The organism is Shewanella sp. HL-SH2 (assembly GCF_051164935.1).
In the GTDB taxonomy this organism is placed as follows: domain Bacteria; phylum Pseudomonadota; class Gammaproteobacteria; order Enterobacterales; family Shewanellaceae; genus Shewanella; species Shewanella glacialimarina.
Genome location: NZ_CP195035.1, coordinates 2,605,488 through 2,628,537, shown reverse-complemented (window position 1 = coordinate 2,628,537; position 23,050 = coordinate 2,605,488). Strand labels below are relative to the sequence as shown.

Here is a 23,050-nt window from a genome sequence, read left to right as displayed (position 1 = left end):
GATTACATTTTTGCAACAGTGAATATGTCGTGGTAAAGAAACATGTTGCATTTTTTTACTGTATAGAAAACAGTTACTTAATCACTTGCTAAATAAATCTACCATTTTAAGTTGAACTGAGGCTTAATCAGCGTTTGCAGGCAACAAAACAGAGTAACCCACAAGCTTATCCACAGATTTAGTGGATAACTCATACAACCTCAGTCAGGGTGCGGGGTTGACGTTATGGTCAATTCATTAAAGTGTCATCTTGGCTTGATGAAAGTTTATTACATTTGAAAGCTAATCTCACCTTGCCATGAACACAACAGCATTGTCCCTTTCTTTTTGCATTGTCCAATAACATGCCTAAACCAAATCAAGCATACTAACAAAGGAGCTTTCCCCAAAAATAGTTGCTACTTCAAATTCAATATAATCTAAAGTCTTGCATTAGAAAATTACTGTGTACTTATATACTCACAAAAAATGTTGGCTAAGTAGTGCTATTAACCTAATTGTTGATTTTACAGAACTAATAAAAAATTGATGCGATTTCTCTAACACAACTAAAAATGCAATTACTTCATTTACTTGAGTGAAGTATCACCATATTAGATAAAATATTGTTATCAGCTGATAATTGCTACCCACTAAAAACTACCAAATTTGACAATAAGTGCTGAAAAGTCGTGCACGATGCACATTACATGAGCAGTTAACAAGTTAATTGCACTTTTTTTTATAACTCGAGTTGACTCATGCTACTAGGCGTTTTACTATGCGCTCCGTTCTCAGCAATACATTGCTAAAACGATTCCCCAGTAGTTCAGTCGGTAGAACGGCGGACTGTTAATCCGTATGTCACTGGTTCAAGTCCAGTCTGGGGAGCCATTAGTAAAATTGTTAGGATAATATTATATAATTCCCCAGTAGTTCAGTCGGTAGAACGGCGGACTGTTAATCCGTATGTCACTGGTTCAAGTCCAGTCTGGGGAGCCATATAATATCGCACTTAAGTATTCCCCAGTAGTTCAGTTGGTAGAACGGCGGACTGTTAATCCGTATGTCACTGGTTCGAGTCCAGTCTGGGGAGCCACTTAAAAGTATTTGATCAATTCCCCAGTAGTTCAGTTGGTAGAACGGCGGACTGTTAATCCGTATGTCACTGGTTCGAGTCCAGTCTGGGGAGCCATCAAAAATAATAGCAATCAAAATAAGTATCCTCAATTCCCCAGTAGTTCAGTTGGTAGAACGGCGGACTGTTAATCCGTATGTCACTGGTTCGAGTCCAGTCTGGGGAGCCATACTTCAATTTCTTATTAAAACTTGTTATTCACCCCCCTATTAGTATTAAGCAAATATTTATATAACTGCTAAAATATAGTCTATTCAGGCTAATGTTTTCAGCTGTATAATCCTGTTATCCTTCACATCCTTTTAATGACCCCGTTTATAGGGCTTACAAGAAAACTCAAAAGCTTAACTTGTTTAAATATTGCTCTGCCTTTAGTGTTAGTTAATAAAGGATAACTTTTATAAAATGGATATGTTATGGGCTTATCAAAATCCTTTCATCTGGTACTGTTAATCGTCTTCGGCTTGCTCTTTTATCGAATTTATACCATTGAAAACAACCAGGTCAGAATACAAGGCGATGCTGCACGACAACATTTCGCCGAATATATTGAGAAATACAGTTATTGGACTGGAAATGGTGATGATTTATTTAAGACATTCAGCAGAGACTATGACTTCCAGTTTTTCCAATATGTGCATAACTCCGATAGCATCCATAACTTTACTTATGGTTCGCTAGCAAAAACAGACCAATCGTTTGCAGATACCGTATTTAATATCGACCTTGGATATAGCTTTACTTTTCCTGATGGCCGTATGCAAGTGAAACTGAACCCTATTGCAGCAATAGAAACCAGTCTGTACAAACTTGAACAAGTCACTCAGCTATTAATTTTGGCCTACGTGATTCTGATGCTGTTATTCACCATACTCATTTTAGTGCATAAACGTCGAATCAAGTATGCGGCACAATATATTGATAACATTTCAACACTTTCTTTTCAGGCGGTGGAAATGTCACGCCTTAGGGGCGTATTAAAACCTCTGGGTAATGCATTAGAAAAGTGCCGTTCCAAACTAAAAGAAAGTTTAGAGATCATTAGAATTGATAATGAAAAACTCACAAAAGAGGCCTATCAAGACCCAATTACTGGTTTCTCAACCCGTCATAGATTCAACGCATATTTAGAAAAAATAACACAGTCACAAAAAAATCTTTTTGGTACTTTAGTTGTCGTCAAAGCATCTGAATTAACCAATTTGAATCAATTATATGGACGGATTGCTGGCGATAATTATTTAGCAAAATTATCAGACTGTATACGTAATGCAGCCCCAAGACAGGCAAAACCAGAACATTTTAGAATCTCAAGTAGCGATTTTGCGGTTTTTTTGGATGGTGTTTCTATTAAAGAAAGCATTAATTACATCGAAAAACTTAAACAACAACTCGATGACTATACTCAAAGTACTCAACAAGATTCAGTTGCTCACATAGGAGTCGTACCCTATCTGTCAGACAATGATCCAACCACTTTACTCGCCATGATAGATTCAGCGGTCAGTATTGCGCAAACCTTAGGACCCAATCGTTATCACTATTTAGAGAAGTTTGACGGTAATGAAACATTTGGAGATGAACATTGGAAAATCACCATCAACGATATTATTAATCGTAGGGGAATAAAGTTTTTCCAACAACCCATTTTACCCTGTAATACCGATAATGATTTGTACCGTGAATTACTCGCAAGATTTTACAATGCTGAGGGTAAACATTTACCTACAGCATCAGTTATTGCGATGTCAGAGCGATATGGCCTGAGTATTGAGCTAGATAAAATGATTATCACCAGTACCTTACAATTGATGAAAGAAAATCCATTACTAACAGGTATGTTGGGTGTTAACATCAGTGCAACATCAGCCTTGCAAGCAGTTTTTGTTTACTGGTTAAAAGAGGTATTAACTCACCATCGTACAGAAGCATCTAGATTAGTTTTCGAGGTCAATGAGTCTGGTATGCAAACTAATTTAGCGGCAAGTTTTAATTTTGTATCAGAAATACATAAAGTAGGTGCAAAAGTTGCTGTTGAGCGATTTGGTTTAGGTTTTACCTCGTTTAAGTTTTTCAGAGAGGTTCGCCCTGATTACATTAAATTGGATAATAGCTACAGTAATTCGATTGAATCAGACAATAACAATAAATTTTTTGTTCGAATGATTGTCGATATAGCAAAGCGTCTTAATATTTTGGTTTTAGCGACAGGGGTTGAACGTCAAGATGAAAAGCTAACCCTAGAGAAGTTATTAGTCGATGGCCTGCAAGGATACTATATTGCCAAACCAGATAGCGTTATCAACACTGATTAATAGGCTATTAATTCATTTTCTGGCAAGCAAAATGAACATTTTTTACCAAGGTTAATGATTATCTCGTTAACCTTGTTTTTTATCCGTTGTTTATCAGTGCTAAACCTTAGATAATACCCAGATGTTTTATTAGAAAATGTGCAGCAATGACAGAGTATCTCCTCTTATTGATTGGTACCGTACTGGTCAACAACTTTGTATTAGTTAAATTTTTAGGTTTATGTCCGTTTATGGGTGTATCCAGTAAACTGGCATCGGCTGTGGGTATGTCTATGGCTACCACCTTTGTACTTACTTTAGCCTCAATTCTTAGCTATTTAACTAACGAGTTTCTACTACAACCATTCGACTTATCCTACTTACGTACCATGAGCTTTATTTTGGTGATCGCTGTGGTTGTTCAATTCACTGAAATGTTAGTTCAAAAAACCAGTGCCACTTTACATCGTGCGCTAGGAATTTATCTACCTCTTATTACGACTAACTGTGCAGTGTTAGGCGTAGCCTTGCTCAACGTTAATGAAGACCATAACTTTATCCAATCCGCTGTTTACGGATTTGGCGCCGCGGTTGGTTTTTCTTTGGTGCTGATTTTGTTTTCTGCGATGCGTGAGCGCCTTGCGGCGGCAGATGTCCCCTTGCCATTTAAAGGCGGCGCGATAGCAATGATTACCGCAGGCCTTATGTCACTTGCCTTTATGGGCTTTGCAGGGCTGGTTAAGTAATGATGACAAGCATTTTTATTGCAGTAGCTGTCTTAACGATAGTGGCCATTGTTTTTGGCGTTATATTAGGCTTTGCTGCAGATAGATTCAAAGTTGAAGGCGATCCGATAATCGATCAAGTTGAAGCATTACTACCGCAAACTCAATGTGGTCAATGTGGATATCCAGGTTGTAGGCCATACGCAGAAGCCATTGCTAATGGTGATAAAGTCAATAAATGCCCTCCTGGTGGTACAGCCACAATGGAAAAGCTCGCTGAGTTAATGGGAGTTGATCCAGAACCACTGAATGCTGAAGCCCAAGAGTCGGTTAAAAAAGTCGCTTACATTCGGGAAGATGAATGTATTGGTTGTACCAAATGCATTCAGGCATGCCCAGTAGATGCTATTTTAGGCGCTGGTAAGCTAATGCATACCGTTATTGCCAAAGATTGTACTGGCTGTGACTTGTGTGTTGAGCCTTGCCCGGTAGATTGTATTGATATGATCCCTGTTGAAACAACCCTTAAAAATTGGGACTGGAAGCTCAATACCATTCCTATTACTGTGTTGTCTGAAACTCGAGAGGAAATATAGTGTTAACTTTATTAGAACAATTAGATAAAGGCTCACTGTGGCAATCTCCTGGTGGCATACATCCACCTGAGCTTAAACACCTTTCTAATCAACAACCGATAGCTCGACTGCCATTAGCGAAACAATTCATTGTGCCTGTACCTCAGGTGGGTGATCAAGCTCGATTAATTGTCGAGTTAGGCCAATCTGTGTTAAAAGGTCAAGTGTTAACTGAAGGGAGTGGGTTTATCTACTTGCCAGTACACGCTCCCACTTCAGGCATGATTATGGGTATTGAACCTGTTGCAAGTAATCATGCATCGGGTTTGCCCGTAATGAGCTGTATCATTGAAGCAGATGGTTTAGATACCTGGTGCGAGTTAGCACCCTCGGATATTTTATCCGTTAGTAATGATGAAATAATCGCTAGAATTAAACAAGCTGGGATTGCGGGTATGGGCGGTGCGACCTTTCCTACTCATATTAAGCTCAATACCGCCAGTAAAATTGATCTTGTGATTATCAATGGTATTGAATGCGAGCCTTATATCACATCAGATGATCGCTTAATGCGTGATTACAGTAATGAGATATTGGCAGGTATAGAGATTATTTACCGCGTGATTAAGCCGCAACGGATTATTATCGCTATTGAAGATAATAAGCCAGAAGCGGTTGAAGCAATGAAAGTTGCTATCAGCCACAGTCAGTTGCCTCCAAACAGTACCAGAGTAACCGTAATACCAACTAAATACCCTTCTGGGGGCGAAAAACAACTTATTCAAATTATAACTGGCAAAGAAGTCCCTAGTGGTTGTCTACCTTCTCAATTAGGGATAGTGGTCCAAAACGTCGGTACCGCATTCGCCATTCAAGATGCTGTCATTCACGGCAAGCCTTTGGTTGAACGAGTAGTCACATTAACCGGTAACAATATTCACCGCCCGGGGAATTATTGGCTGCCCATCGGCACGCCGATTTCAACCGTACTTGATCAAGTTAATTTTAGCATCGAACAAAATCAAAAAGTCATTATTGGCGGCCCAATGATGGGCTACGCTATTCAAAATACCAATGTACCTATTCTTAAAGGGACTAACTGTATTTTAGCGCCATCTGCTGCTGAAATAGCTCCTGACAGTGTAGAGAAAGCCTGTATTCGCTGTGGTGAATGCGCTATTGCTTGTCCTGCACTATTATTACCACAACAATTATTTTGGCACGCAAAGGCAGAAGAATATGACAAAGCCGCTAGTTTTAACTTACAAGATTGTATTGAATGTGGCTGCTGTAGTTATGTGTGCCCAAGTAATATACCGTTAGTTGAATATTATCGTATTGCGAAATCAGCACTTAAAATTGTGGCTGAAGAAAAAGTGCAAGCTGATAAAGCCAAAGTGCGATTTGAAGCACGACTACAACGTTTGGAAGATGAAAAGCTAGCACGCGAAGCCAAAGCCAAAGACGCGGCAGCAAAACGACAAGCAAGTATGAAAACTACTGACAAAGATGCTGTTGCCGCTGCTATGGCACGTATTGCCGCTAAAAAAGCATCTGCCACGCAAGATGATAATGTCATGGTGACAGAATTAACGCCTAACACACAAGTTAGTCAACAACCCAGTAACGATGTTAATAACACCTCTGACAAAAAGTCCGCTGTCAGCGCAGCAATTCAAAGAGCGAAGGCAAAGAAAGCCGCCCAAGTGCAAAATAGCGATACTCCAGCGACTGATAGAGTCGTACTTGATTCGACACATGCTAATAATACTGAACCAGTTAAAGCAGCCTTATCGCAACAAGAAAGAGCTGCGGCCGCTGTTGCACGTGCCAAAGCCAAAAAGGCATTGCAGACACAACAAGCTGAAATCGTTAGCACTGAACAAGCGAATAGTGACGAACTTAACGATCTGATAGCTGACGTCGCTGAGCAACCTCATGTGTCAGCACAAGATGCAGATAAACAAGCTAGAGTGGCTGCGGCAATTGTTAAAGCAAAAGCTAAGAAATTACAGTCAGTAGTGGCTGACAACACAATAGCTGACCAACTTGATAAAAGTGCAGAATTAGCTGCGTCAGCAGAACATCAGCCAATCTTGACAGAACCAACAAATGATATAAGCCAAAGTCCGGATGAACTTAAAAAAGCCCGAGTTGCTGCCGCAATTGCAAAAGCAAAAGCGAAAAAAATGACATCAGTAGCCCTAACGGAAGAAGCGCCAGTAGGCAAAAGTACAACTAATATTACATTAACAAAAGACAGTGTAGCCGAACATACAGTACAAGATAAACAAGCAAAAATTGCCGCAGCAATTGCTAAGGCAAAAGCTAAAAAGCTCGCTCAACAAGCAGAGAAAGAGGATTAAACATGGCATTTAAAATTGCCTCATCACCCCATGTAGCCACCACACTGCAAACGGCTAAAGTTATGCAACGCGTTGCTTTATGCCTAATACCTGGGATTGCTGCACAGCTGTATTTTTTCGGCTTTGGGACTTTATTACAAATCGTGCTGGCTGTCATAACCGCTTATGTGGCAGAGGCTGTTATATTACGCCTGCGTAATCGTCCTATAGTCCCCACACTAGCAGACAATAGTGCACTGGTAACAGCCCTTTTACTGGCAATTGCAATTCCCCCGCTAGCCCCTTGGTGGATTATCGTTATTGGTACACTTTTCGCTATTGTTATTGTTAAAAATTTATACGGTGGGCTGGGAAATAATCTTTTCAATCCTGCTATGGCTGGCTATGTTTTGTTGTTAATTTCTTTTCCTGTGCAAATGACTGATTGGGTATCTCCTGTGTCTGTAGCACAACATTCGGTTTACTTATCCTCTGCATGGCACGCGGTTATAGGCTCATCGTCAGAATGGGTTGCTATAAACCATAATCTTGCTATTGATGGCACCACTATGGCCACGCCGTTAGACACCCTTAAAACAGATTTATCTATGGGGCTAACCACTACCGAAAGCTTAACTAAACCGATATTTTCTGGAATGGTGGGCGCTGGCTGGTTTGCCGTCAATCTTGCCTTTTTAATAGGCGGATTAATCATGTTAAAGCTCAACGTGATCCGCTGGCACATTAGTACTGGAATCTTAGTCGCTTTGTTTGTGTGTTCCAGTTTTGGTTTTTTACTTAATCCAGATACCCATGTCAGCCCAATAATGCACTTATTTTCCGGTGGTACCATGTTGGCCGTTTTCTTTATTGCCACCGACCCAGTCACTGCAGCAACCAGTGCAAGAGGAAGACTCATTTTTGGCGCCATGATAGGTATACTGATTTATGTTATCAGAACTTATGGCGGCTATCCTGATGCGGTTGCATTTGCTGTTTTGCTAGCCAACATGTGTGCTCCATTTATCGACCACTATGTTCGACCAAGAACTTATGGTCATCGCTCAGGGAGTTAATCTGTGTCATTAAAAGATAATTCGATGCTTAAAAACGGCACAATCCTCGGTGTATTTGCACTGTGTTGTACCGGTTTAGTTGCCGTGGTCAATGGCTTAACCAAAGATACCATTCACCAACAACAAGTCGCTCAGTTAAGTCAAACATTAACCCAAGTGATCCCTGCTCAATATCATGATAATGAGCTAGTTTCACAGTGCATTTGGGTTAACTCCCCTGATTTACTCGGCACATCTGATGACTTACCCGCTTATATCGCTATGAAACAACAGCAGCCGACAGCAATAGCTATAGAAGCAATTGCCCCAGACGGCTACAACGGCGCGATTAAGATTATTATTGGTATCGACAACGATAATAGAGTACTTGGAGTTCGTACCCTCACCCATCAAGAAACTCCCGGTTTAGGGGATAAAATTGAGTTAAGAAAATCCGATTGGGTAACTGAATTTACTGATAAAATTTGGGAACAAGAAGATAAATCCTGGTTTGTAAAAAAAGATGGCGGCCAATTTGATCAATTCACTGGCGCCACAATCACCCCAAGAGCATATGTTAAAGCCATTCGCAATGCGGTCGCCTTTGTTGAGGCTAATCGCAAAGATTTGTACCTAGGTGGACGACCTTGTGGAGAAACAGAAACACATGAGTAAGTATCAAGAAATTGCCAAGCAAGGCTTATGGTCAAACAACCCCGGATTAGTCCAGCTACTCGGTTTATGTCCGTTATTAGCGGTTACCGCGACAGTCACAAATGCGTTGGGTTTAGGCCTTGCAACTTTATTAGTATTGGTAGGTTCCAACATTTTAGTGTCTTTAGTTCGTGATCTTGTGCCTAAAGAAATCCGCATACCGGTTTTTGTGATGATCATTGCCGCACTCGTCACCTGTGTTCAATTACTGGTTAACGCTTATGCCTACGGCTTATATTTATCCCTTGGGATATTTTTACCATTGATAGTGACCAACTGCGTCATTATTGGCCGTGCTGAAGCATTTGCATCTCGTAACTCCCTCGCCCACTCGGCATTTGATGGCTTAATGATGGGGTTAGGATTTACTACTGTGTTAATAGTTTTGGGCGCAACACGTGAAATTATTGGTCAAGGAACCCTATTTTACGGCGCGGATTTATTATTAGGTGATTGGGCTAAATCATTAACCATACATCTTTGGCAAGTTGATAATGCCTTCCTGTTAGCACTACTACCACCCGGTGCTTTCATTGCAATGGGTTTATTAATTGCACTTAAAAATTGGATTGATGATGCGATAAGACAACGTCAGCCTAAGGTGCAAACAGAGGCTGTAGCCCGCGTAAGAATTACTAAAGTGAGCTAGCACAACTGATGAATAAAGATAAGCGTGCACAAATCCTAACCCGATTAAGAGATAACAACCCTAAGCCAGAAACAGAGCTTAATTTCAGTTCGCCCTTTGAATTGTTAGTCGCTGTTACACTCTCGGCACAAGCTACCGATGTCAGCGTAAATAAAGCCACCGACAAGCTATTTCCTGTTGCCAATACTCCACAAGCTATTTACGACTTAGGTGTCGATGGTCTAAAGAACTATATTAAAACGATTGGCCTGTATAACAATAAAGCCATTAATGTGGTGAACGCCTGTAAAATGCTAATTGACCTTCATGGTGGTCAAGTACCCGAGAATAGAGAAGCATTAGAAGCCTTGCCTGGTGTTGGGCGCAAAACCGCTAATGTTGTACTCAATACCGCATTTGGCTGGCCTACCATAGCTGTGGATACTCATATTTTTAGAATGGCAAACAGAACTAAATTTGCCCCTGGAAAAAATGTCGATCAAGTCGAGCTTAACATGCTAAAAGTGGTGCCGAGTGAATTTAAAGTCGATGTTCATCACTGGTTTATTTTACATGGTCGTTATACATGTCTGGCGCGAAAACCACGTTGTGGTTCTTGTATTATCGAAGACTTGTGCGAGTTTAAAGATAAGACTGAGTAAGCTAATTTTTAATTGAAATATATTGATGATCATGCGAATAACTTAAATATGTGCTACTCGCATGATTATCTTAATTTGAAAACCTTAAATAGCCGCTTAACCTTTAATTATTACTGAACATAAACTCTATACTCCCAAGGCGCCAACTTAAGGCTTGTGTCTTCAGTAAGCGTTGCCTTTTGTTTGCTAAATAGCTCTGTATATACTCCAGCTGTTTGTGGCCCCATAAATTGAATATCTTGCTCTTTATCAGAAAAATTAATCACAACAAACACTTTATCTTTGGTATTTTCGCGTATAAAACTAAACACTTCAGTCGGGTTAGTATTATAAATACGTTCCATTCTCGCGCCATACTTGCCATGCCATAACGCACTATTTTGTTTCTGTAAAGCTAAGAGCTTCTGAATCAATGGCTTAAACTCATGCTCTTTCCATTTAATAGGATCTTTTTCGAAAAACTCAAGCCGCTTATTATTCCCAGCTTCAAGTCCATTATAAATTAATGGCATACCTTCACCGACAATAGACAATACAATAGCTGTCGCTACTTTTTCTTCACTACCATAACGTTCAAATACGGTACCTTCCCACGAATTAGCATCGTGATTTGAAACATACGTCATCCGGTAGCTATTTTTTGGGTAAGCTCCCTCATTCCATGAATAGTATACAAACAACCTATTTAGATCAGCGTGACCACTTAAAATATCATGAATAGCTTCCTGCCAAGACCATGCATAAGTAGCATCAAAAGCTTTAGCATGTAAATCCCGCATCTCCCATTCAGCTAACATAAAAACAGGCTTGATCGCGTCTAGCTCTGACCTAACGTTTTCCCAAAAATCTAGAGGAACAAAACCTGCTACATCACATCGATAACCATCAATGTTCGCTTCTTTGACCCAATACTTCATTGCATCAGTCATGTATTCACGCATTTCTGGTACGTTATAATCAAAGTCTATTATGTCTGACCAATCCCACCAAGGCGTAGGTTGAAAATTGCCTTGCGAATTTTTTGTATACCAATTTGGGTGCTTATGCCTTAATTCATTATCCCAGGCACTATGATTCGCGACCCAATCTAAAATAACGTACATACCTAATTCGTGAGCAGCATTAACAAAGCTTTTTAAGTCATCTAAAGTACCAAACTCAGGGTTAACACCGTAGTAATCTTTTACTGAATAAGGGCTACCCAGCGACCCTTTTCTGTTTTCTTCGCCAATCGGATGAATCGGCATTAACCAAAGAATATCGACGCCAAGTTCTTTTAATCGTGGTAGTTGATGCTCAGCGGCTGCAAATGTTCCTTCAGGCGTGAACTGTCGCGTATTAATTTGATAAAAACTTGCATTCTTACTCCACTGAGGATGCGTTAACTTCACATATTCTTGCGGAACATAATTTGAGGAAATATTCGTTGTCTTAGTTTTTTTACTTATATTAGTACAAGCACACAGCCCTAAAAGCAGTAATATGAGCGTAAGTTTTTTCATTTGTGGAACACCTTAAACGATTAAGTTCAAAGAATATACGATGTAGCGACATTATTTTAAACAGTCCATTAACATGAATACGAATGCAAACCTTTGCGCCTGTCTAGCATAATTACCTTTTGGCTGGCCTACCATAGCTGTGGATACTCATATTTTTAGAATGGCAAACAGAACTAAATTTGCCCCTGGAAAAAATGTCGATCAAGTCGAGCTTAACATGCTAAAAGTGGTGCCGAGTGAATTTAAAGTCGATGTTCATCACTGGTTTATTTTACATGGTCGTTATACATGTCTGGCGCGAAAACCACGTTGTGGTTCTTGTATTATCGAAGACTTGTGCGAGTTTAAAGAAAAGGTTTACCCCAATGAATAAGCGTTTATGATTAAGTTGGGATCAAAAAAGCCGCTAATGCGGCTTTTTTATTACTTAGCATTAATGAACTATTGTGCTCTTAAAAAAGTGATACGAAGAAAGCACTGAAACAAATTGCAATTACCACTGTAGTACCTAAAGCCATTTTAAGTTCAGTTGTCATGTTTAACCCTCCCATATATTATGATCAAATAATAACGCGATAGAAATAATTTCATAGAGAGAAACAACACAATTGTGATGTAAAGCAAATATTTTGTGCTTTATCGCATGCCTGTAAAATAATACTCAAGCGAATATCTAGGTTTACCGACCAGATCTGACACTCTGGCCTATTATACACCCGTTACTCTTGATATTATTCTGATTTACTCTCTATACCTGTTTTGAAAGGACGATTAACATGTCACAACTTTTACACACCATGATCCGTGTGGGCAACTTAGATCGCAGTATCGCTTTTTATACTGATGTAATGGGAATGAAATTGCTCAGAAAATCTGAAAATGCTGAGTATAAATATACCCTAGCATTTGTCGGCTTTGGCGAAGAGTCTACCGGACAGGCTGTTATTGAACTGACCTATAACTGGGGTGTTGAACAATATGATTTAGGTACTGGATTTGGTCATTTAGCAATAGGTGAAGAAGATATCTATGCCCGTTGTGCAGCCATTGCCGCAGCAGGTGGTAAAATTACTCGCGCACCTGGACCCGTTGCTGGCGGTAAAACGCAGATCGCTTTTGTAGAAGATCCTGATGGATACAAAATTGAATTAATTCAAAAGAGTTCAGCAACGGCCGCATTAGGATAATGCTGTAGTCCCACACAGTTTACTAGTGAAAAAAAGCCAGCTTACGCTGGCTTCTATTTATCACTTTGCTGTCTTAGCGCAATTCCTTGCTAGCGCTAACTCAGATTTTAATTTAAGTTCTTATTTGGCTTAGAACTTCATTGAGAAACCAGCATAATACTGACGTCCAATAACATCATAAACTTCAGGTACAGTGCCACCATCTGAACCATTTGTTACACTTGACGGTTCTTCATCAGTTAAGTTTTTAACACCTGCAATGACCGTCATATCATTGTTGATATGATATGTACTAGAGATATTGTTGTATAGCACTGAATAAGCTTTAGCTAGCGCAGCGATTGGATTACCATTTTCATCATAATCAGTATAGTGGTCGTCCATTGACCCAATATAGCGATTAAAATACATCACACTCCAATCACCTTGAGACGCTTGAATACTGAAGTTATTACGCACTTTTGCATAGGCGCCAAAATTGCCGTCAATTGTGCCCGTGTATCTTCGTTATCTTGCTCAAAGTTCAGCAAGTAAGTAGTATCGTTACTGATCTTCCAGTCTAAACCTAAGCCTTCAAAGGTATATGCTAAGTTAAAGTCGATACCTGAAGTATCTTGCGAACCCACGTTAGTCAGTGAGCTTATTAAGTTATCAAACTTAGCCGCTCCTGCCGCTGGGTCAATGCCAAAGGTTTCACAAGCAGTACTGTCGTTACCGACTAAACATGCATTAATGCCTGATTGCACATCTAGACGTGTAATCGCATTAGTCACTTTGAAGCTACAGTAATCTAATGTTAACGATAAGCCGTCAATTGCACTCGGTGAATACACAACACCAGCGGTTAATGATTCAGATTCTTCTGCTTGCAAATCATCATCAGAAGTATAACGAACCAGAATTTGCGGGTCCTGCTCATGACCTAACGGATCAGTTAGGTAATCAGTGGCTTCATAGGTTAAACCCACTTTCCAAGTTGTCGCTTTACCAAAAGTTGAATAATTATCATAACGTAGCGCAAATTCACCAGTAAATTTATCGGTAAACAGTGCACTCACCGGTAATGTGAAATGAAGTATTAAATTGATATTGAATAATGAAAAAAATCAACTCTCTTTCGAATTATCTTTAAGTTTACAGCATAATTATCTAACTTTAGGTGTAACTATTATATTCTAAAACTGATTTTAACCATTTTACTATTCATCTTTTAAATGCGCATAGCGCATAATTTCTTGCGGAATTTGATTTAGCGACAATACTTTGCTTGCAGCCCCTAAGGCGATTGCTTCTTTTGGCATGCCAAATACTACACAAGATTTTTCATCTTGAGCCACCGTAGGCGCGCCAGCATCCAGCATATCTTTTAGTCCTCTTGCACCATCATCGCCCATGCCGGTTAGAATAAATCCTACCGCATTCTTGCCAGCACATTTAGCGGTCGATCTAAAAAGTACGTCTACCGAAGGCTTATGACGATTCACTAAAGGGCCATCAATAACTTCCACTATGTACTGTGCGCCATTACGTTTAAGCAACATGTGTTTTCCCCCGGAGCAATAAGTGCATGGCCAGGTAAAACACGATCATTGTTACGGGCTTCACTTACACGTATATCGCAAATATTATTAAGTCGCTCAGCAAAAGATGCGGTAAACTTTTCAGGCATATGTTGAACAATCACTATGCCAGGACAATTAGATGGTAAAGCTTTTAGAAGGTACTCTAAAGCTTGAGTGCCACCTGTGGATGTACCAATGGCGACCACATGTTCGGTCGTTTTAGACATAGCCGATGCCCCGCAAGGTATTAAGCTTTCTACACTATTTTTTACTCTTACAGAGACCGTAGCCTTAGGCATGCGAATATTGCTCATATTTGCTTTTGCTGCGGCTTTAACTGCGTTTGTAATATCACTCGCGGCATCTTGGATAAAATCTTTTAAACCTATTTTTGGCTTTGTCACTATGCTAACGGCACCAGCAGACAAAGCCTGCATAGTTGTTTCAGCACCTTTGTCTGTTAATGTTGAGCAAATCACAACTGGAGTTGGCCGTTCTGCCATGATTTTTTTTAGGAAAGTGACGCCATCCATCCGCGGCATCTCTATATCTAAAACAATGACATCAGGCCACTGAATTGCCATTCTATTCATGGCAAATAAAGGGTCAGCAACAGCACTAATGACCTCAATGCCAGGGTCTTTATTCAATACACTTTGCAATACCTGTCTGACGATGGCCGAATCATCGACTATCATTACTTTGATTTTTGTCATAGCGCTTCTCTAGTAAGGTCGAGTTCACCGTATTTTACCCATACATCACCATTCCATAATTCTAGATAGACTTGTCTGTGAACCAAGCCTCCTAAATCCATGTTTTGAATATTAAAGCCATGCGATGCCAATAACGTTAATCCCGCATCTATATTTTTTTCAGCAACGTTAAGAAAATGATGATTAATATTGAGCTGATGAAGCATGTTACTGCCACCAAATAGTTTGACATGATAATCTTGAGGTAAGGTTTTATATTTTCTTATTTCCTTTAAAAACAGTGAAATAGCTCCATCGGCAAAGAAACCAACATCGAGTCTTTTAGAGGTGCCACAGCAAGGCAACATATAGTGGCACATTCCACCTAAATGTTTTTCAGGATGCCATAAAGTGATGGCAACACAGGAACCCAGCAAGGTATTAATTTTTACCTTTCCTTGGTTAAAGTGAAACTCACCTGGTTGCAAGGTTATGCTCTTAAAATCAGTGTTTGGCAATACAGTATTCATCGTTTTTGATACACAGAAGGAACAATGACTTTCAGGTTATCCACAACACCATTGAGACTCTCAGAATGGCCAACTATAAAGTATCCATTGGGTTTTAGTTGTCTTAGTAATTGATTAACAACTTGTTGCTTTGTTTTCATATCAAAGTAAATGAGTACGTTGCGAAGAAAGATCACATCAAAACTACCAAGTTGACCAAGGTTATCTTTTAAATTGGCATGTATAAATTGCACTTTTTGCCTCAGCTCAGGACACACGATGAACGTGCCTTGCTGCTGCCCTGTTCCCTTGAGGCAATACTTAGTCAGATAGTTTTTTGGAATATTATCTGCTTTTTCAATAGCGTAATGCCCGCTTCTGGCTCTATCTAATATTTGAGTACTGATATCTGTACCCAAGATTTCCCAATTTTTACTACCAGCATGTTCTGCCAGTATCATTGCCAGAGTATAAGCTTCCTCACCGGATGAACTTGCTGCGCTCCAGACTCTGTAATGAACACTATTCCAAGTTGGGATAATGATATCTCGAATAAAGTCGAAGTGTTTGGGCTCGCGAAAGAAAAAGTCTCATGGGTCGTCAGTAAGTCTATGGCTATTTGATATTCGTTATGAGATTTACTCTGCAGTAACTCAAAATATTGCGTATAACTATTTAATCCAAAATGTTTAACCCTTTTAGCAAGCCGGCTGCTGACAAGAGCTTTTTTATTTTCAGATAAATTAATACCAGCTATTTCATAAATCATTCGTTGAAATAAGCAGAACTCTTTATCACTGAGGTTTAAAATATCCATACTTATCCTCAAAACAGCAGTTCAAAAATATTCCCACACCTGTTAGGTTTTGAAAGCGTAGGAATAAAGCCTTGATTTACAGTGTTTTTTGTTCAGCTCACTGTTTGTTATTAGGCAATTGATCTTGAACTAAGGTGCTTACCATAGTCATTTCTTGGACGGACAGGACCTTATCTACCTGTAAGATAATCACAAACTTACCATTTATCTTACCCATTCCTTGAATAAAATCTGCCCTTATTTGTGCGCCAAAGGCTGGTGCAGGTTCTATATCTTTGTTACTTATTTCAATCACTTCAGAAACAGCATCAACCATTACACCAATAACTTGCATTACATCTTCATTCAGTACTTCGATTATGACAATGCAAGTCCGTTTTACAATATTGCTTTGTTCTGCCCCAAAGCGAGCAGCTAAATCCACTACTGGAACCACAGAACCTCTTAGGTTTATCACACCTTTGATGAAATTTGGCATCATAGGAACAGGTGTAACATTACTGTACTCTAGAATTTCCTTTATATGTAAAATACCAATTGCATACATGGCTTCTTTTAAATTAAAGGTCAAATATTGCCAATCATCTTCAATATTATTATCAATAGAACTGGCCAGCTTACTGGGAAAATTCATTATTACCTCCTAAAAGCGTACAAAGTCATGTTCGCTAGTGGCAGCAGAACGATCTTTGGTCCTGGTTCTTGATTTATCTGCTTGACCTTGATGATTTGTTCTCTTGCTATTCATTTGAGTTGAGCGGGAAATTTCAACCTTAAAGAAGCTAATAACGTCCTGCAGTAATTCAGCTTGACTACTCATTTCCTCAGCGGTGGCGGCAAGCTCTTCAGATGCAGAAGCGCTTTGCTGAGTAATTTGACTGAGCTGTTCCATTGCCGTGTTAATTTGCGCGGCTCCGGAAGATTGTTCTTCAGAAGCGGCGCTGATCTCTTGGACAAGATCCGCTGTTTTCTTGATAGAAGGTACAATCTCATCCAGAAGCTTACCCGCTTTTTCAGCCAACCCGACACTATTTGCCGCCACGCCGCCAATTTCTTGGGCAGCTACTTGGCTGCGCTCAGCGAGTTTGCGAACTTCAGCGGCAACAACGGCAAAACCTTTACCATGCTCACCGGCCCTGGCAGCCTCAATAGCGGCATTAAGCGCTAATAGATTAGTCTGATAGGCGATATCATCGATAATACTGATTTTATCGGCTATTGATTTCATGGCAGTTACTGTTTGCTGTACCGCTATTCCACCTTCGTCAGCTTCTTTAGCCGCCTTAGATGACATACCATCAGTAACCTTGGCATTTTCGGTATTTTGACTGATTGATGCGGACATTTGCTCTATTGAAGCAGAAGTTTCTTCCACACTTGCCGCTTGCTCACTTGCCCCTTGACTCATGCTCTGAGCCGTTGCAGAAACCTGTTCAGAGGCACTAGAGAGATTATCGGCTGATGCGCGAATGCTAGTAATGATTTCTGAAAGCTTGGTTACCATTGTATTAACAGCAAACAGCATACTTGAGGTGTCATTTGCTTTAACGTCAACTTTAACTTGTAAGTCTCCATTAGCGATTAAACTGACGACCTGAGTAACGTAACTAGGCTCACCACCAAGTTGACGGGTAATGGATTTAGTCACTGCAATCGCGCCTACTATGGCGACAACGAAAGCGAGTAACCCCGCAATCCCCATTGCCCAAATACCATCTTCATAGCTCTGCTGAGAGACTTCGGCTGAACCTTCTAGCACAGAGCCTTGAAAACTAACCAATTCTGCAGCTGCTGCTAAATAAGCATTAAGAATAGGCATGGCATCATCGATCATCACTTTGATAGCCTCTTCTTTTAACCCCTTGTTAATCAGATCATTGATTTGATTAAACTCTGTTTGAAAATTAACCCTCATCTCTTTAAGTGCTGCCATTTTAGCCTTTCCATCGGACAATTTAATCATTGCATCAAGTTCGGCGGTTTTTTGGTCTATATCAATCTTATTGCTTTCTAGTCTTTCATGCAGTGATTTTTGATCGCCTGGATCGTCATTTATTAATAGTTCTAAACGGCTTTTTGCATTGCTATTCGCCAAATCTATTAAGTCATTGGCCAAAACTGTTTTACGCCAATCATCGGTGACGATCCGATAGGTGATACTATTAACAGTTGAAAGCTCTTTTAAGCCAATCCCGATAATGACTAACATTAAGACGATTAGCAGCGCAAAGGTAAGACCAAGACGCATACTTAGTTTCATATTATTAAACATCCATTTATTCCTTTCGTTAAGAAATTCGAAATCAAGCTTGGCTATAAAGGGCTTTGGCTGATTCAGTTGTTAGTATCTTTTGTACTAAGTTAGGCACGTCAAGGATTAGCGCAACTTCGCCACTGCCCAGCACAGTTGAACCACTTATTCCTTGTATATGACTAAATATGTTACCTAAGGGCTTAATAACAGTTTGAAACTCCCCTACTAGTTTATCGACCGCCAACCCTACTTTGTTGCCAAGGTAAGAAATTACGATTACATTTTCTCGTTTAGGTGGACGCCCGCCTAAATTGAACAAACGCCTAAGTCTAATAAAGGGCAATACTTCTCCCCTTAGGTTGATATAACTTTGCTGTGAATTAGGGGAAATGTCCGAGTTAGCTTCGTTCAACTCAACACACTCAAGCACCATGTTGAGCGGTATTACAAAGGATGATTTTTCAATTTCGACTAGGAAACCATCAATAATGGCCAGCGTCAGCGGTAGACGAATGCTAAATGTTGCTCCTTGACCAAGAATACTTTGCACTTCCACCGTTCCCCTTAGCGCGGTAATATTGCGTTTTACCACATCCATGCCTACACCACGGCCTGACAAATTAGTTACCGCTTCAGCAGTGGAAAAACCCGGTTCGAAAATCAGATTATTCACTTCCTGAACATCTAGGCTTTCTCCCTCAGTAATTAAACCCTTTTCTTGAGCTTTCTTGAGAATTTTTTCATAATTAAGACCAGCACCATCGTCAGAAACTTCGATGACTATCATGCCTGAATCATGATAAGCATTAAGAGTGAGCCTGCCCTTGGGATCTTTTTGTTTTTGAATACGCACATCTGGTGCTTCAATGCCATGATCCATAGAGTTTCTAATTAAGTGCATTAACGGGTCGCTAATTTTCTCAACAACCGTTTTATCTAATTCAGTTTCAGCTCCGGTTATCACTAGTTCAATATCTTTGCCTAATTCTTTTGCTACATCACGAACCACCCGTTGAAAACGCGTAAATGTGGCACCAATCTGTACCATCCGAAGCTGTAAAGCAGCATCACGTACTTCTTCTACCAAACGAGTTAACATGGAAAAAGATTCAATTAAGATCCGATCACCGGAACTATGTGCGTGCAAACTAGAGCCTGCACCCGCTATTACAAGTTCTCCTACCAAATTTATCAATTGGTCAAGTTTATCTGCATCGACTCTTACCGATTGAATTTCCTTTGTTTTCCCGTCACGAATCTGATTTTGTTTAGCAATTGCTGTTTCAAGTACAGGTTGTGGCGTCAAACCGTTATTTACAACAATCGATCCTAGCGGAACATTAATTGACTGATTTTTGAGATCTCTTTGAAGCCCTAAAGCATATTCAAGTTCATTAGGCGTTAATGAGCCTGACTGGACTAAAATATCGCCTAATTGAAAATCTTGCTCAGGCAGTGCCTTTATAAGAGCAATATAATCACTTACACGACTACTCGGAGGTAATATATGCACTTGACTATCTTCGCGAATAAATTCAAAGGCACCTTCAATTTCAAGTTTGTCAGCTTGGCTATTAAAGTTAATTTCGTAACCTAAATAACAGGTTTCAGGATCCATCTCGGAGGCAGGAGGTAAGTTGGGAAATAACGAGGTAATTGACTCTATTGCCCCTAGGGTAGCCAGATAACGTAAAATAGCTAAAGGATCCATACCGAAGCGGAATGAATCTGGATGATAACGTACTGAAATATGCCAATTATCACTTTTAACTTGGGGGCTATCCTCCCTTTCAACTGCTTGAGTTGTTGTCAGCCGAGTATTGATAGTTGCCGACTCTTCTGCGCCATCGGTCCCCCCTGCTTAACAACAATAACTAGCGTTTGAAGTAATGCTCTACCATTAAGCTCATCATGCTCTGATAAGGCTGTTTTGTATTCGACATTATCTATAAGTAAGCTTATGTGATCTTTACAGTCTAACAATAAAGAAGTTAACTCAGAATTAGAGGGAATTTTTCCATCCCGCATTTTATCAAGCAAACTTTCTACGCCATGTGTGAAGTGAACTACAGCATCGAGCGAGAAAATTCCGGCCGAGCCTTTAATTGTATGTGCAGCACGAAAAATACCATTAAGACTTTCACTCTGGTTTTCTTCATGTTCTAAATTAAGTAAAAGAGACTCCATTTCGTCAAGTAACTCTCTACTTTCTGAAATATACAAACCCAATACTTGTTCGAATTCATCCATGACAATATCCTTATTAATTTCTTAATAATTACACTGACAACGTTATTGTCTAGTAATCACCACAGGGTCATTGAACCAACTGATTAATCCCATAATTTCAATAGCTTCTAATACAGCCGCACTATGGCTTACCAAAGTAAGCTCATGCTGTGTTAAAGTTTGTTGTTGCTTTGCCATTATCAAAAGTTGTAATCCTGCCGCATCGATTTCGGTCACAGCCGCCAGATTTAACTCAAGATCTTGGCCAGTATTTAAGGCGTCAATAAATTGAGTTTTTAAGTCTAGCGCGTTGTGAATAGTCATTGGGCCCTCAATATAGGCTCGGGCCCCTAAATCTGTTTTTGTGAAAGTCAGCATAGTCATTAAATCCTTTTAATCACTTGGATAAAAAGCGAATAGTTATATTAACTTAGCTACAGCAGCGAGCATTTGTTGTGGCTGAAAAGGTTTAACAACCCAGGCTCTTGCGCCGGCTGCTTGACCCTCAGATTTTTTGTCTGCCTGAGACTCCGTGGTAAGCATTATGATGGGAGTAAATTTATGTGCGGGGAGTTTTTTAACTTCTTTTACCATGCTAATACCGTCCATGTTTGGCATATTAACATCACTGATGATTAGGTTAATTTGCGCACCAGCAAGTTTTTTTAGTGCATCGACACCATCGCAAGCTTCCACTGTATTATAGCCCGCCCCTTTAAGGGTAATACTGACAACCTGCCTTAAACTTGCGGAATCATCTACTATCATAATTGTTTTAGCCATTAGTTCTTCCCTGTGTTTTTTATAATTTCCGATGTTGTTTAGTTAGTATTTTAAGATTAAAAGAAGGTTATCTCTTCCATGACATCCAATTTTTGCCTACCTGAGTTATGATTCATTCTTTGATCAAGCATGGCATAACCCTTTTCCATATTAGTAAGCCAATGACTGAGATCTTTGTCAGTAAACTCTTTGCCAATTTGCTTATTTTCATGTGCATGAGCCATGGTCACAGTCAGTTCATCAATACTGTTGTTAACTTGTGTCAAAATTTGGCTAGTTCGGTCTTGAAACTGAAGAGACACTAACATTTCAGATATTTCTTGTTGTATTTTTTGCCCTTCTTGTTGCATGGCCTGTTTAGAATCAGCTAACTCTTCAACAGTAATTGTAAAGCTAGCCAGCACTTCTTTAATTGATTTTTCCGCACGTTCCATGATGCCATCATCATCCTTAGTGGCTTTTTCTGCCACCGCAAATGCGCCATTAACTGCACCATTAATGACATTAACTTTTTCGGTCATATTTCTGCCGGTTGCACTGGACAATGACGATAATTTTCTCACTTCATCGGCTACTACGGCAAAGCCTCTGCCCGCTTCACCCGCTCTAGCCGCTTCAATAGCGGCATTCAAAGCCAGTAAATTTGTCTGTCCTGCAATAGCATCAACTTCAGTAGCCATCTTTTTTAACTCATCAGTGTAAGTCGTTAACATTCTAACTTCATCCAAGATTGCTGCTCTATCATGTTGTGTTGCTTGCAAGGAGGCCATAACACTATTCAGCGCTTTTTCTGAGAAAGAAAACGTTTTCTCTATCGTGTTATCTTGTTCACTATTTGAACTTGAATGGGACGGAAAAGCTTGGCTTAAACTTTCAACTAACAAGCTAAAATTGTTGGCTAACTCTGTAGTTGCTGTTTCTGTTTGTTTGCGTGTTGTTTCTATTTGTCGACTCCAGATAGGGAACACTGCTAAGCAGAGTTTATCTGTGTTATTGATTATTTTATTCGTTTCGATTTGAGTATTAACTTGAGATTTAAGTTCAACAAGTTGTGTGTTAATTGAACTTAACGTTTGACGTGTCCAGTGGCCAAACAACAAACCTAACCCAGTAAGAAATAAAGCACTGATGATGGTAACGAGGGACACTGGGGAAAATGATAACAAAAGTATGCTACCAAGAACGCCAAGTACTATTGGGTAGATATGAACCTCTGTACGCATAACACTCCCTGTTACTCTGTCGGTTATATTTTTGACGAAAAACCTGATGCCTTCCAAGATATCTAATTTGATTAAAATGGTTGCTTTCATTAACTATAAAGCACTAATAAACCAATCATTCAATAAAATTTATATAACGTCTGGAATTAAATATATCAGACATTTTCTTATTTG

20 protein-coding genes, 5 tRNA genes and 3 pseudogenes are annotated in these 23,050 nt (G+C 39.7%); 15 read left to right on the top strand and 13 right to left on the bottom strand.

The annotated features are described in order from the left end of the window. Positions 1-797 precede the first annotated feature (797 nt). From ACRWP9_RS11385 to nth, 13 genes are all read left to right on the top strand, one after another. Positions 798-873 (top strand) — tRNA-Asn (locus ACRWP9_RS11385). 32 nt (positions 874-905) lie between these two features. Continuing rightward, positions 906-981 (top strand) — tRNA-Asn (locus ACRWP9_RS11380). Positions 982-1,002: 21 nt separating this feature from the next. Next, a tRNA-Asn gene (locus ACRWP9_RS11375) sits at positions 1,003-1,078 on the top strand. A 20-nt stretch (positions 1,079-1,098) separates the two neighbouring features. After that, positions 1,099-1,174, top strand: a tRNA-Asn gene (locus ACRWP9_RS11370). A 36-nt stretch (positions 1,175-1,210) separates the two neighbouring features. Further along, positions 1,211-1,286: transfer RNA gene (locus tag ACRWP9_RS11365), tRNA-Asn, on the top strand. Positions 1,287-1,533: 247 nt separating this feature from the next. Beyond that, a complete protein-coding gene (locus ACRWP9_RS11360) occupies positions 1,534-3,432 on the top strand; it encodes an EAL domain-containing protein (protein WP_434926108.1) in 1,899 nt (632 codons plus the stop codon). Between the two features lie 146 nt (positions 3,433-3,578). Then, positions 3,579-4,157 (top strand): electron transport complex subunit RsxA, encoded by a 579-nt coding sequence (gene rsxA, locus ACRWP9_RS11355; protein ID WP_235084718.1) that lies wholly within the window; start codon positions 3,579-3,581, stop codon positions 4,155-4,157. Between the two features lie 2 nt (positions 4,158-4,159). Beyond that, a complete protein-coding gene (gene rsxB / locus ACRWP9_RS11350; protein WP_434929039.1) occupies positions 4,160-4,732 on the top strand; it encodes an electron transport complex subunit RsxB in 573 nt (190 codons plus the stop codon). Next, positions 4,732-7,077: an electron transport complex subunit RsxC gene (rsxC, locus tag ACRWP9_RS11345; protein WP_434926107.1), complete on the top strand. Its 2,346-nt coding sequence runs from the start codon at positions 4,732-4,734 to the stop codon at positions 7,075-7,077. The genes rsxB and rsxC overlap by 1 nt, the downstream gene beginning before the upstream one ends. Positions 7,078-7,079: 2 nt before the next feature. Then, the gene (gene rsxD, locus ACRWP9_RS11340) at positions 7,080-8,132 is read left to right on the top strand and encodes an electron transport complex subunit RsxD (protein ID WP_434926106.1); all 1,053 of its coding nucleotides are present in this window, start codon (positions 7,080-7,082) and stop codon (positions 8,130-8,132) included. A 24-nt stretch (positions 8,133-8,156) separates the two neighbouring features. Beyond that, positions 8,157-8,786: an electron transport complex subunit RsxG gene (gene rsxG / locus ACRWP9_RS11335; protein WP_434929037.1), complete on the top strand. Its 630-nt coding sequence runs from the start codon at positions 8,157-8,159 to the stop codon at positions 8,784-8,786. Further along, on the top strand, positions 8,779-9,474 hold the full coding sequence (locus ACRWP9_RS11330; protein ID WP_434926105.1) for an electron transport complex subunit E: 696 nt from the start codon (positions 8,779-8,781) through the stop codon (positions 9,472-9,474). The genes rsxG and ACRWP9_RS11330 overlap by 8 nt, the downstream gene beginning before the upstream one ends. An 8-nt stretch (positions 9,475-9,482) precedes the next feature. Then, positions 9,483-10,115 carry an endonuclease III gene (gene nth, locus ACRWP9_RS11325; RefSeq protein ID WP_434926104.1) on the top strand — a complete coding sequence of 211 codons (633 nt, stop codon included), beginning with the start codon at positions 9,483-9,485 and terminating at the stop codon, positions 10,113-10,115. Between the two features lie 110 nt (positions 10,116-10,225). Here the strand turns inward: nth and ACRWP9_RS11320 are convergent, their stop codons facing one another. Next, positions 10,226-11,617 (bottom strand): alpha-amylase family glycosyl hydrolase, encoded by a 1,392-nt coding sequence (locus ACRWP9_RS11320; protein ID WP_124014715.1) that lies wholly within the window; start codon positions 11,615-11,617, stop codon positions 10,226-10,228. Between the two features lie 118 nt (positions 11,618-11,735). Here ACRWP9_RS11320 and ACRWP9_RS11315 point away from each other — a divergent pair. Further along, a pseudogene (locus ACRWP9_RS11315) lies at positions 11,736-11,990 on the top strand (endonuclease III); the annotation flags it as partial. 403 nt (positions 11,991-12,393) lie between these two features. After that, entirely contained in the window at positions 12,394-12,804 is a 411-nt protein-coding gene (gene gloA / locus ACRWP9_RS11310) for a lactoylglutathione lyase (protein ID WP_434926103.1), read from the top strand. A gap of 129 nt (positions 12,805-12,933) precedes the next feature. Here gloA and ACRWP9_RS11305 read toward each other — a convergent pair. From ACRWP9_RS11305 to ACRWP9_RS11250, 12 genes and pseudogenes are all read right to left on the bottom strand, one after another. Beyond that, a pseudogene (locus tag ACRWP9_RS11305) lies at positions 12,934-13,895 on the bottom strand (TonB-dependent receptor domain-containing protein); the annotation flags it as partial. A gap of 108 nt (positions 13,896-14,003) precedes the next feature. Continuing rightward, positions 14,004-15,064, bottom strand: a pseudogene (locus tag ACRWP9_RS11300) (protein-glutamate methylesterase/protein-glutamine glutaminase). Positions 15,065-15,078: 14 nt separating this feature from the next. Continuing rightward, positions 15,079-15,591: a chemoreceptor glutamine deamidase CheD gene (cheD, locus tag ACRWP9_RS11295; RefSeq protein WP_434926102.1), complete on the bottom strand. Its 513-nt coding sequence runs from the start codon at positions 15,589-15,591 to the stop codon at positions 15,079-15,081. Further along, positions 15,588-16,109 carry a CheR family methyltransferase gene (locus tag ACRWP9_RS11290; protein WP_434929036.1) on the bottom strand — a complete coding sequence of 174 codons (522 nt, stop codon included), beginning with the start codon at positions 16,107-16,109 and terminating at the stop codon, positions 15,588-15,590. Before ACRWP9_RS11290 ends, cheD begins: the two co-directional genes overlap by 4 nt. Then, positions 16,028-16,387 carry a hypothetical protein gene (locus ACRWP9_RS11285; RefSeq protein ID WP_434926101.1) on the bottom strand — a complete coding sequence of 120 codons (360 nt, stop codon included), beginning with the start codon at positions 16,385-16,387 and terminating at the stop codon, positions 16,028-16,030. The genes ACRWP9_RS11290 and ACRWP9_RS11285 overlap by 82 nt, the downstream gene beginning before the upstream one ends. 97 nt (positions 16,388-16,484) lie before the next feature. After that, entirely contained in the window at positions 16,485-17,021 is a 537-nt protein-coding gene (locus ACRWP9_RS11280; protein ID WP_434926100.1) for a chemotaxis protein CheW, read from the bottom strand. A gap of 9 nt (positions 17,022-17,030) precedes the next feature. Then, on the bottom strand, positions 17,031-18,647 hold the full coding sequence (locus ACRWP9_RS11275; RefSeq protein WP_434926099.1) for a methyl-accepting chemotaxis protein: 1,617 nt from the start codon (positions 18,645-18,647) through the stop codon (positions 17,031-17,033). 43 nt (positions 18,648-18,690) lie between these two features. Continuing rightward, positions 18,691-20,259, bottom strand: a complete 1,569-nt coding sequence (locus ACRWP9_RS11270; protein WP_434926098.1) for a chemotaxis protein CheA — start codon at positions 20,257-20,259, stop codon at positions 18,691-18,693. 191 nt (positions 20,260-20,450) lie between these two features. Then, on the bottom strand, positions 20,451-20,891 hold the full coding sequence (locus ACRWP9_RS11265; RefSeq protein WP_434926097.1) for an Hpt domain-containing protein: 441 nt from the start codon (positions 20,889-20,891) through the stop codon (positions 20,451-20,453). 42 nt (positions 20,892-20,933) lie between these two features. Next, positions 20,934-21,248 carry an STAS domain-containing protein gene (locus ACRWP9_RS11260; protein ID WP_434926096.1) on the bottom strand — a complete coding sequence of 105 codons (315 nt, stop codon included), beginning with the start codon at positions 21,246-21,248 and terminating at the stop codon, positions 20,934-20,936. 42 nt (positions 21,249-21,290) lie between these two features. Further along, positions 21,291-21,653 carry a response regulator gene (locus ACRWP9_RS11255; RefSeq protein ID WP_434926095.1) on the bottom strand — a complete coding sequence of 121 codons (363 nt, stop codon included), beginning with the start codon at positions 21,651-21,653 and terminating at the stop codon, positions 21,291-21,293. A gap of 56 nt (positions 21,654-21,709) precedes the next feature. Next, a complete protein-coding gene (locus ACRWP9_RS11250) occupies positions 21,710-22,876 on the bottom strand; it encodes a methyl-accepting chemotaxis protein (RefSeq protein WP_434926094.1) in 1,167 nt (388 codons plus the stop codon). Positions 22,877-23,050 lie beyond the last annotated feature (174 nt).

What these genes read in the sequence shown, in the direction of transcription:
- nth (WP_434926104.1), top strand. Translation starts at nt 9,483, where the DNA reads ATGAATAAAGATAAGCGTGCACAAATCCTAACCCGATTAAGAGATAAC.
- ACRWP9_RS11285 (WP_434926101.1), bottom strand. Translation starts at nt 16,387, where the DNA reads ATGGATATTTTAAACCTCAGTGATAAAGAGTTCTGCTTATTTCAACGA.
- ACRWP9_RS11275 (WP_434926099.1), bottom strand. Translation starts at nt 18,647, where the DNA reads ATGAAACTAAGTATGCGTCTTGGTCTTACCTTTGCGCTGCTAATCGTC.
- cheD (WP_434926102.1), bottom strand. Translation starts at nt 15,591, where the DNA reads ATGAATACTGTATTGCCAAACACTGATTTTAAGAGCATAACCTTGCAA.
- ACRWP9_RS11265 (WP_434926097.1), bottom strand. Translation starts at nt 20,891, where the DNA reads ATGGATGAATTCGAACAAGTATTGGGTTTGTATATTTCAGAAAGTAGA.
- ACRWP9_RS11320 (WP_124014715.1), bottom strand. Translation starts at nt 11,617, where the DNA reads ATGAAAAAACTTACGCTCATATTACTGCTTTTAGGGCTGTGTGCTTGT.
- ACRWP9_RS11360 (WP_434926108.1), top strand. Translation starts at nt 1,534, where the DNA reads ATGGGCTTATCAAAATCCTTTCATCTGGTACTGTTAATCGTCTTCGGC.
- ACRWP9_RS11270 (WP_434926098.1), bottom strand. Translation starts at nt 20,259, where the DNA reads ATGGATCCTGAAACCTGTTATTTAGGTTACGAAATTAACTTTAATAGC.
- rsxA (WP_235084718.1), top strand. Translation starts at nt 3,579, where the DNA reads ATGACAGAGTATCTCCTCTTATTGATTGGTACCGTACTGGTCAACAAC.
- ACRWP9_RS11280 (WP_434926100.1), bottom strand. Translation starts at nt 17,021, where the DNA reads ATGAATTTTCCCAGTAAGCTGGCCAGTTCTATTGATAATAATATTGAA.
- gloA (WP_434926103.1), top strand. Translation starts at nt 12,394, where the DNA reads ATGTCACAACTTTTACACACCATGATCCGTGTGGGCAACTTAGATCGC.
- ACRWP9_RS11330 (WP_434926105.1), top strand. Translation starts at nt 8,779, where the DNA reads ATGAGTAAGTATCAAGAAATTGCCAAGCAAGGCTTATGGTCAAACAAC.
- ACRWP9_RS11260 (WP_434926096.1), bottom strand. Translation starts at nt 21,248, where the DNA reads ATGCTGACTTTCACAAAAACAGATTTAGGGGCCCGAGCCTATATTGAG.
- ACRWP9_RS11250 (WP_434926094.1), bottom strand. Translation starts at nt 22,876, where the DNA reads ATGCGTACAGAGGTTCATATCTACCCAATAGTACTTGGCGTTCTTGGT.
- ACRWP9_RS11255 (WP_434926095.1), bottom strand. Translation starts at nt 21,653, where the DNA reads ATGGCTAAAACAATTATGATAGTAGATGATTCCGCAAGTTTAAGGCAG.
- rsxD (WP_434926106.1), top strand. Translation starts at nt 7,080, where the DNA reads ATGGCATTTAAAATTGCCTCATCACCCCATGTAGCCACCACACTGCAA.
- rsxB (WP_434929039.1), top strand. Translation starts at nt 4,160, where the DNA reads ATGACAAGCATTTTTATTGCAGTAGCTGTCTTAACGATAGTGGCCATT.
- rsxG (WP_434929037.1), top strand. Translation starts at nt 8,157, where the DNA reads ATGCTTAAAAACGGCACAATCCTCGGTGTATTTGCACTGTGTTGTACC.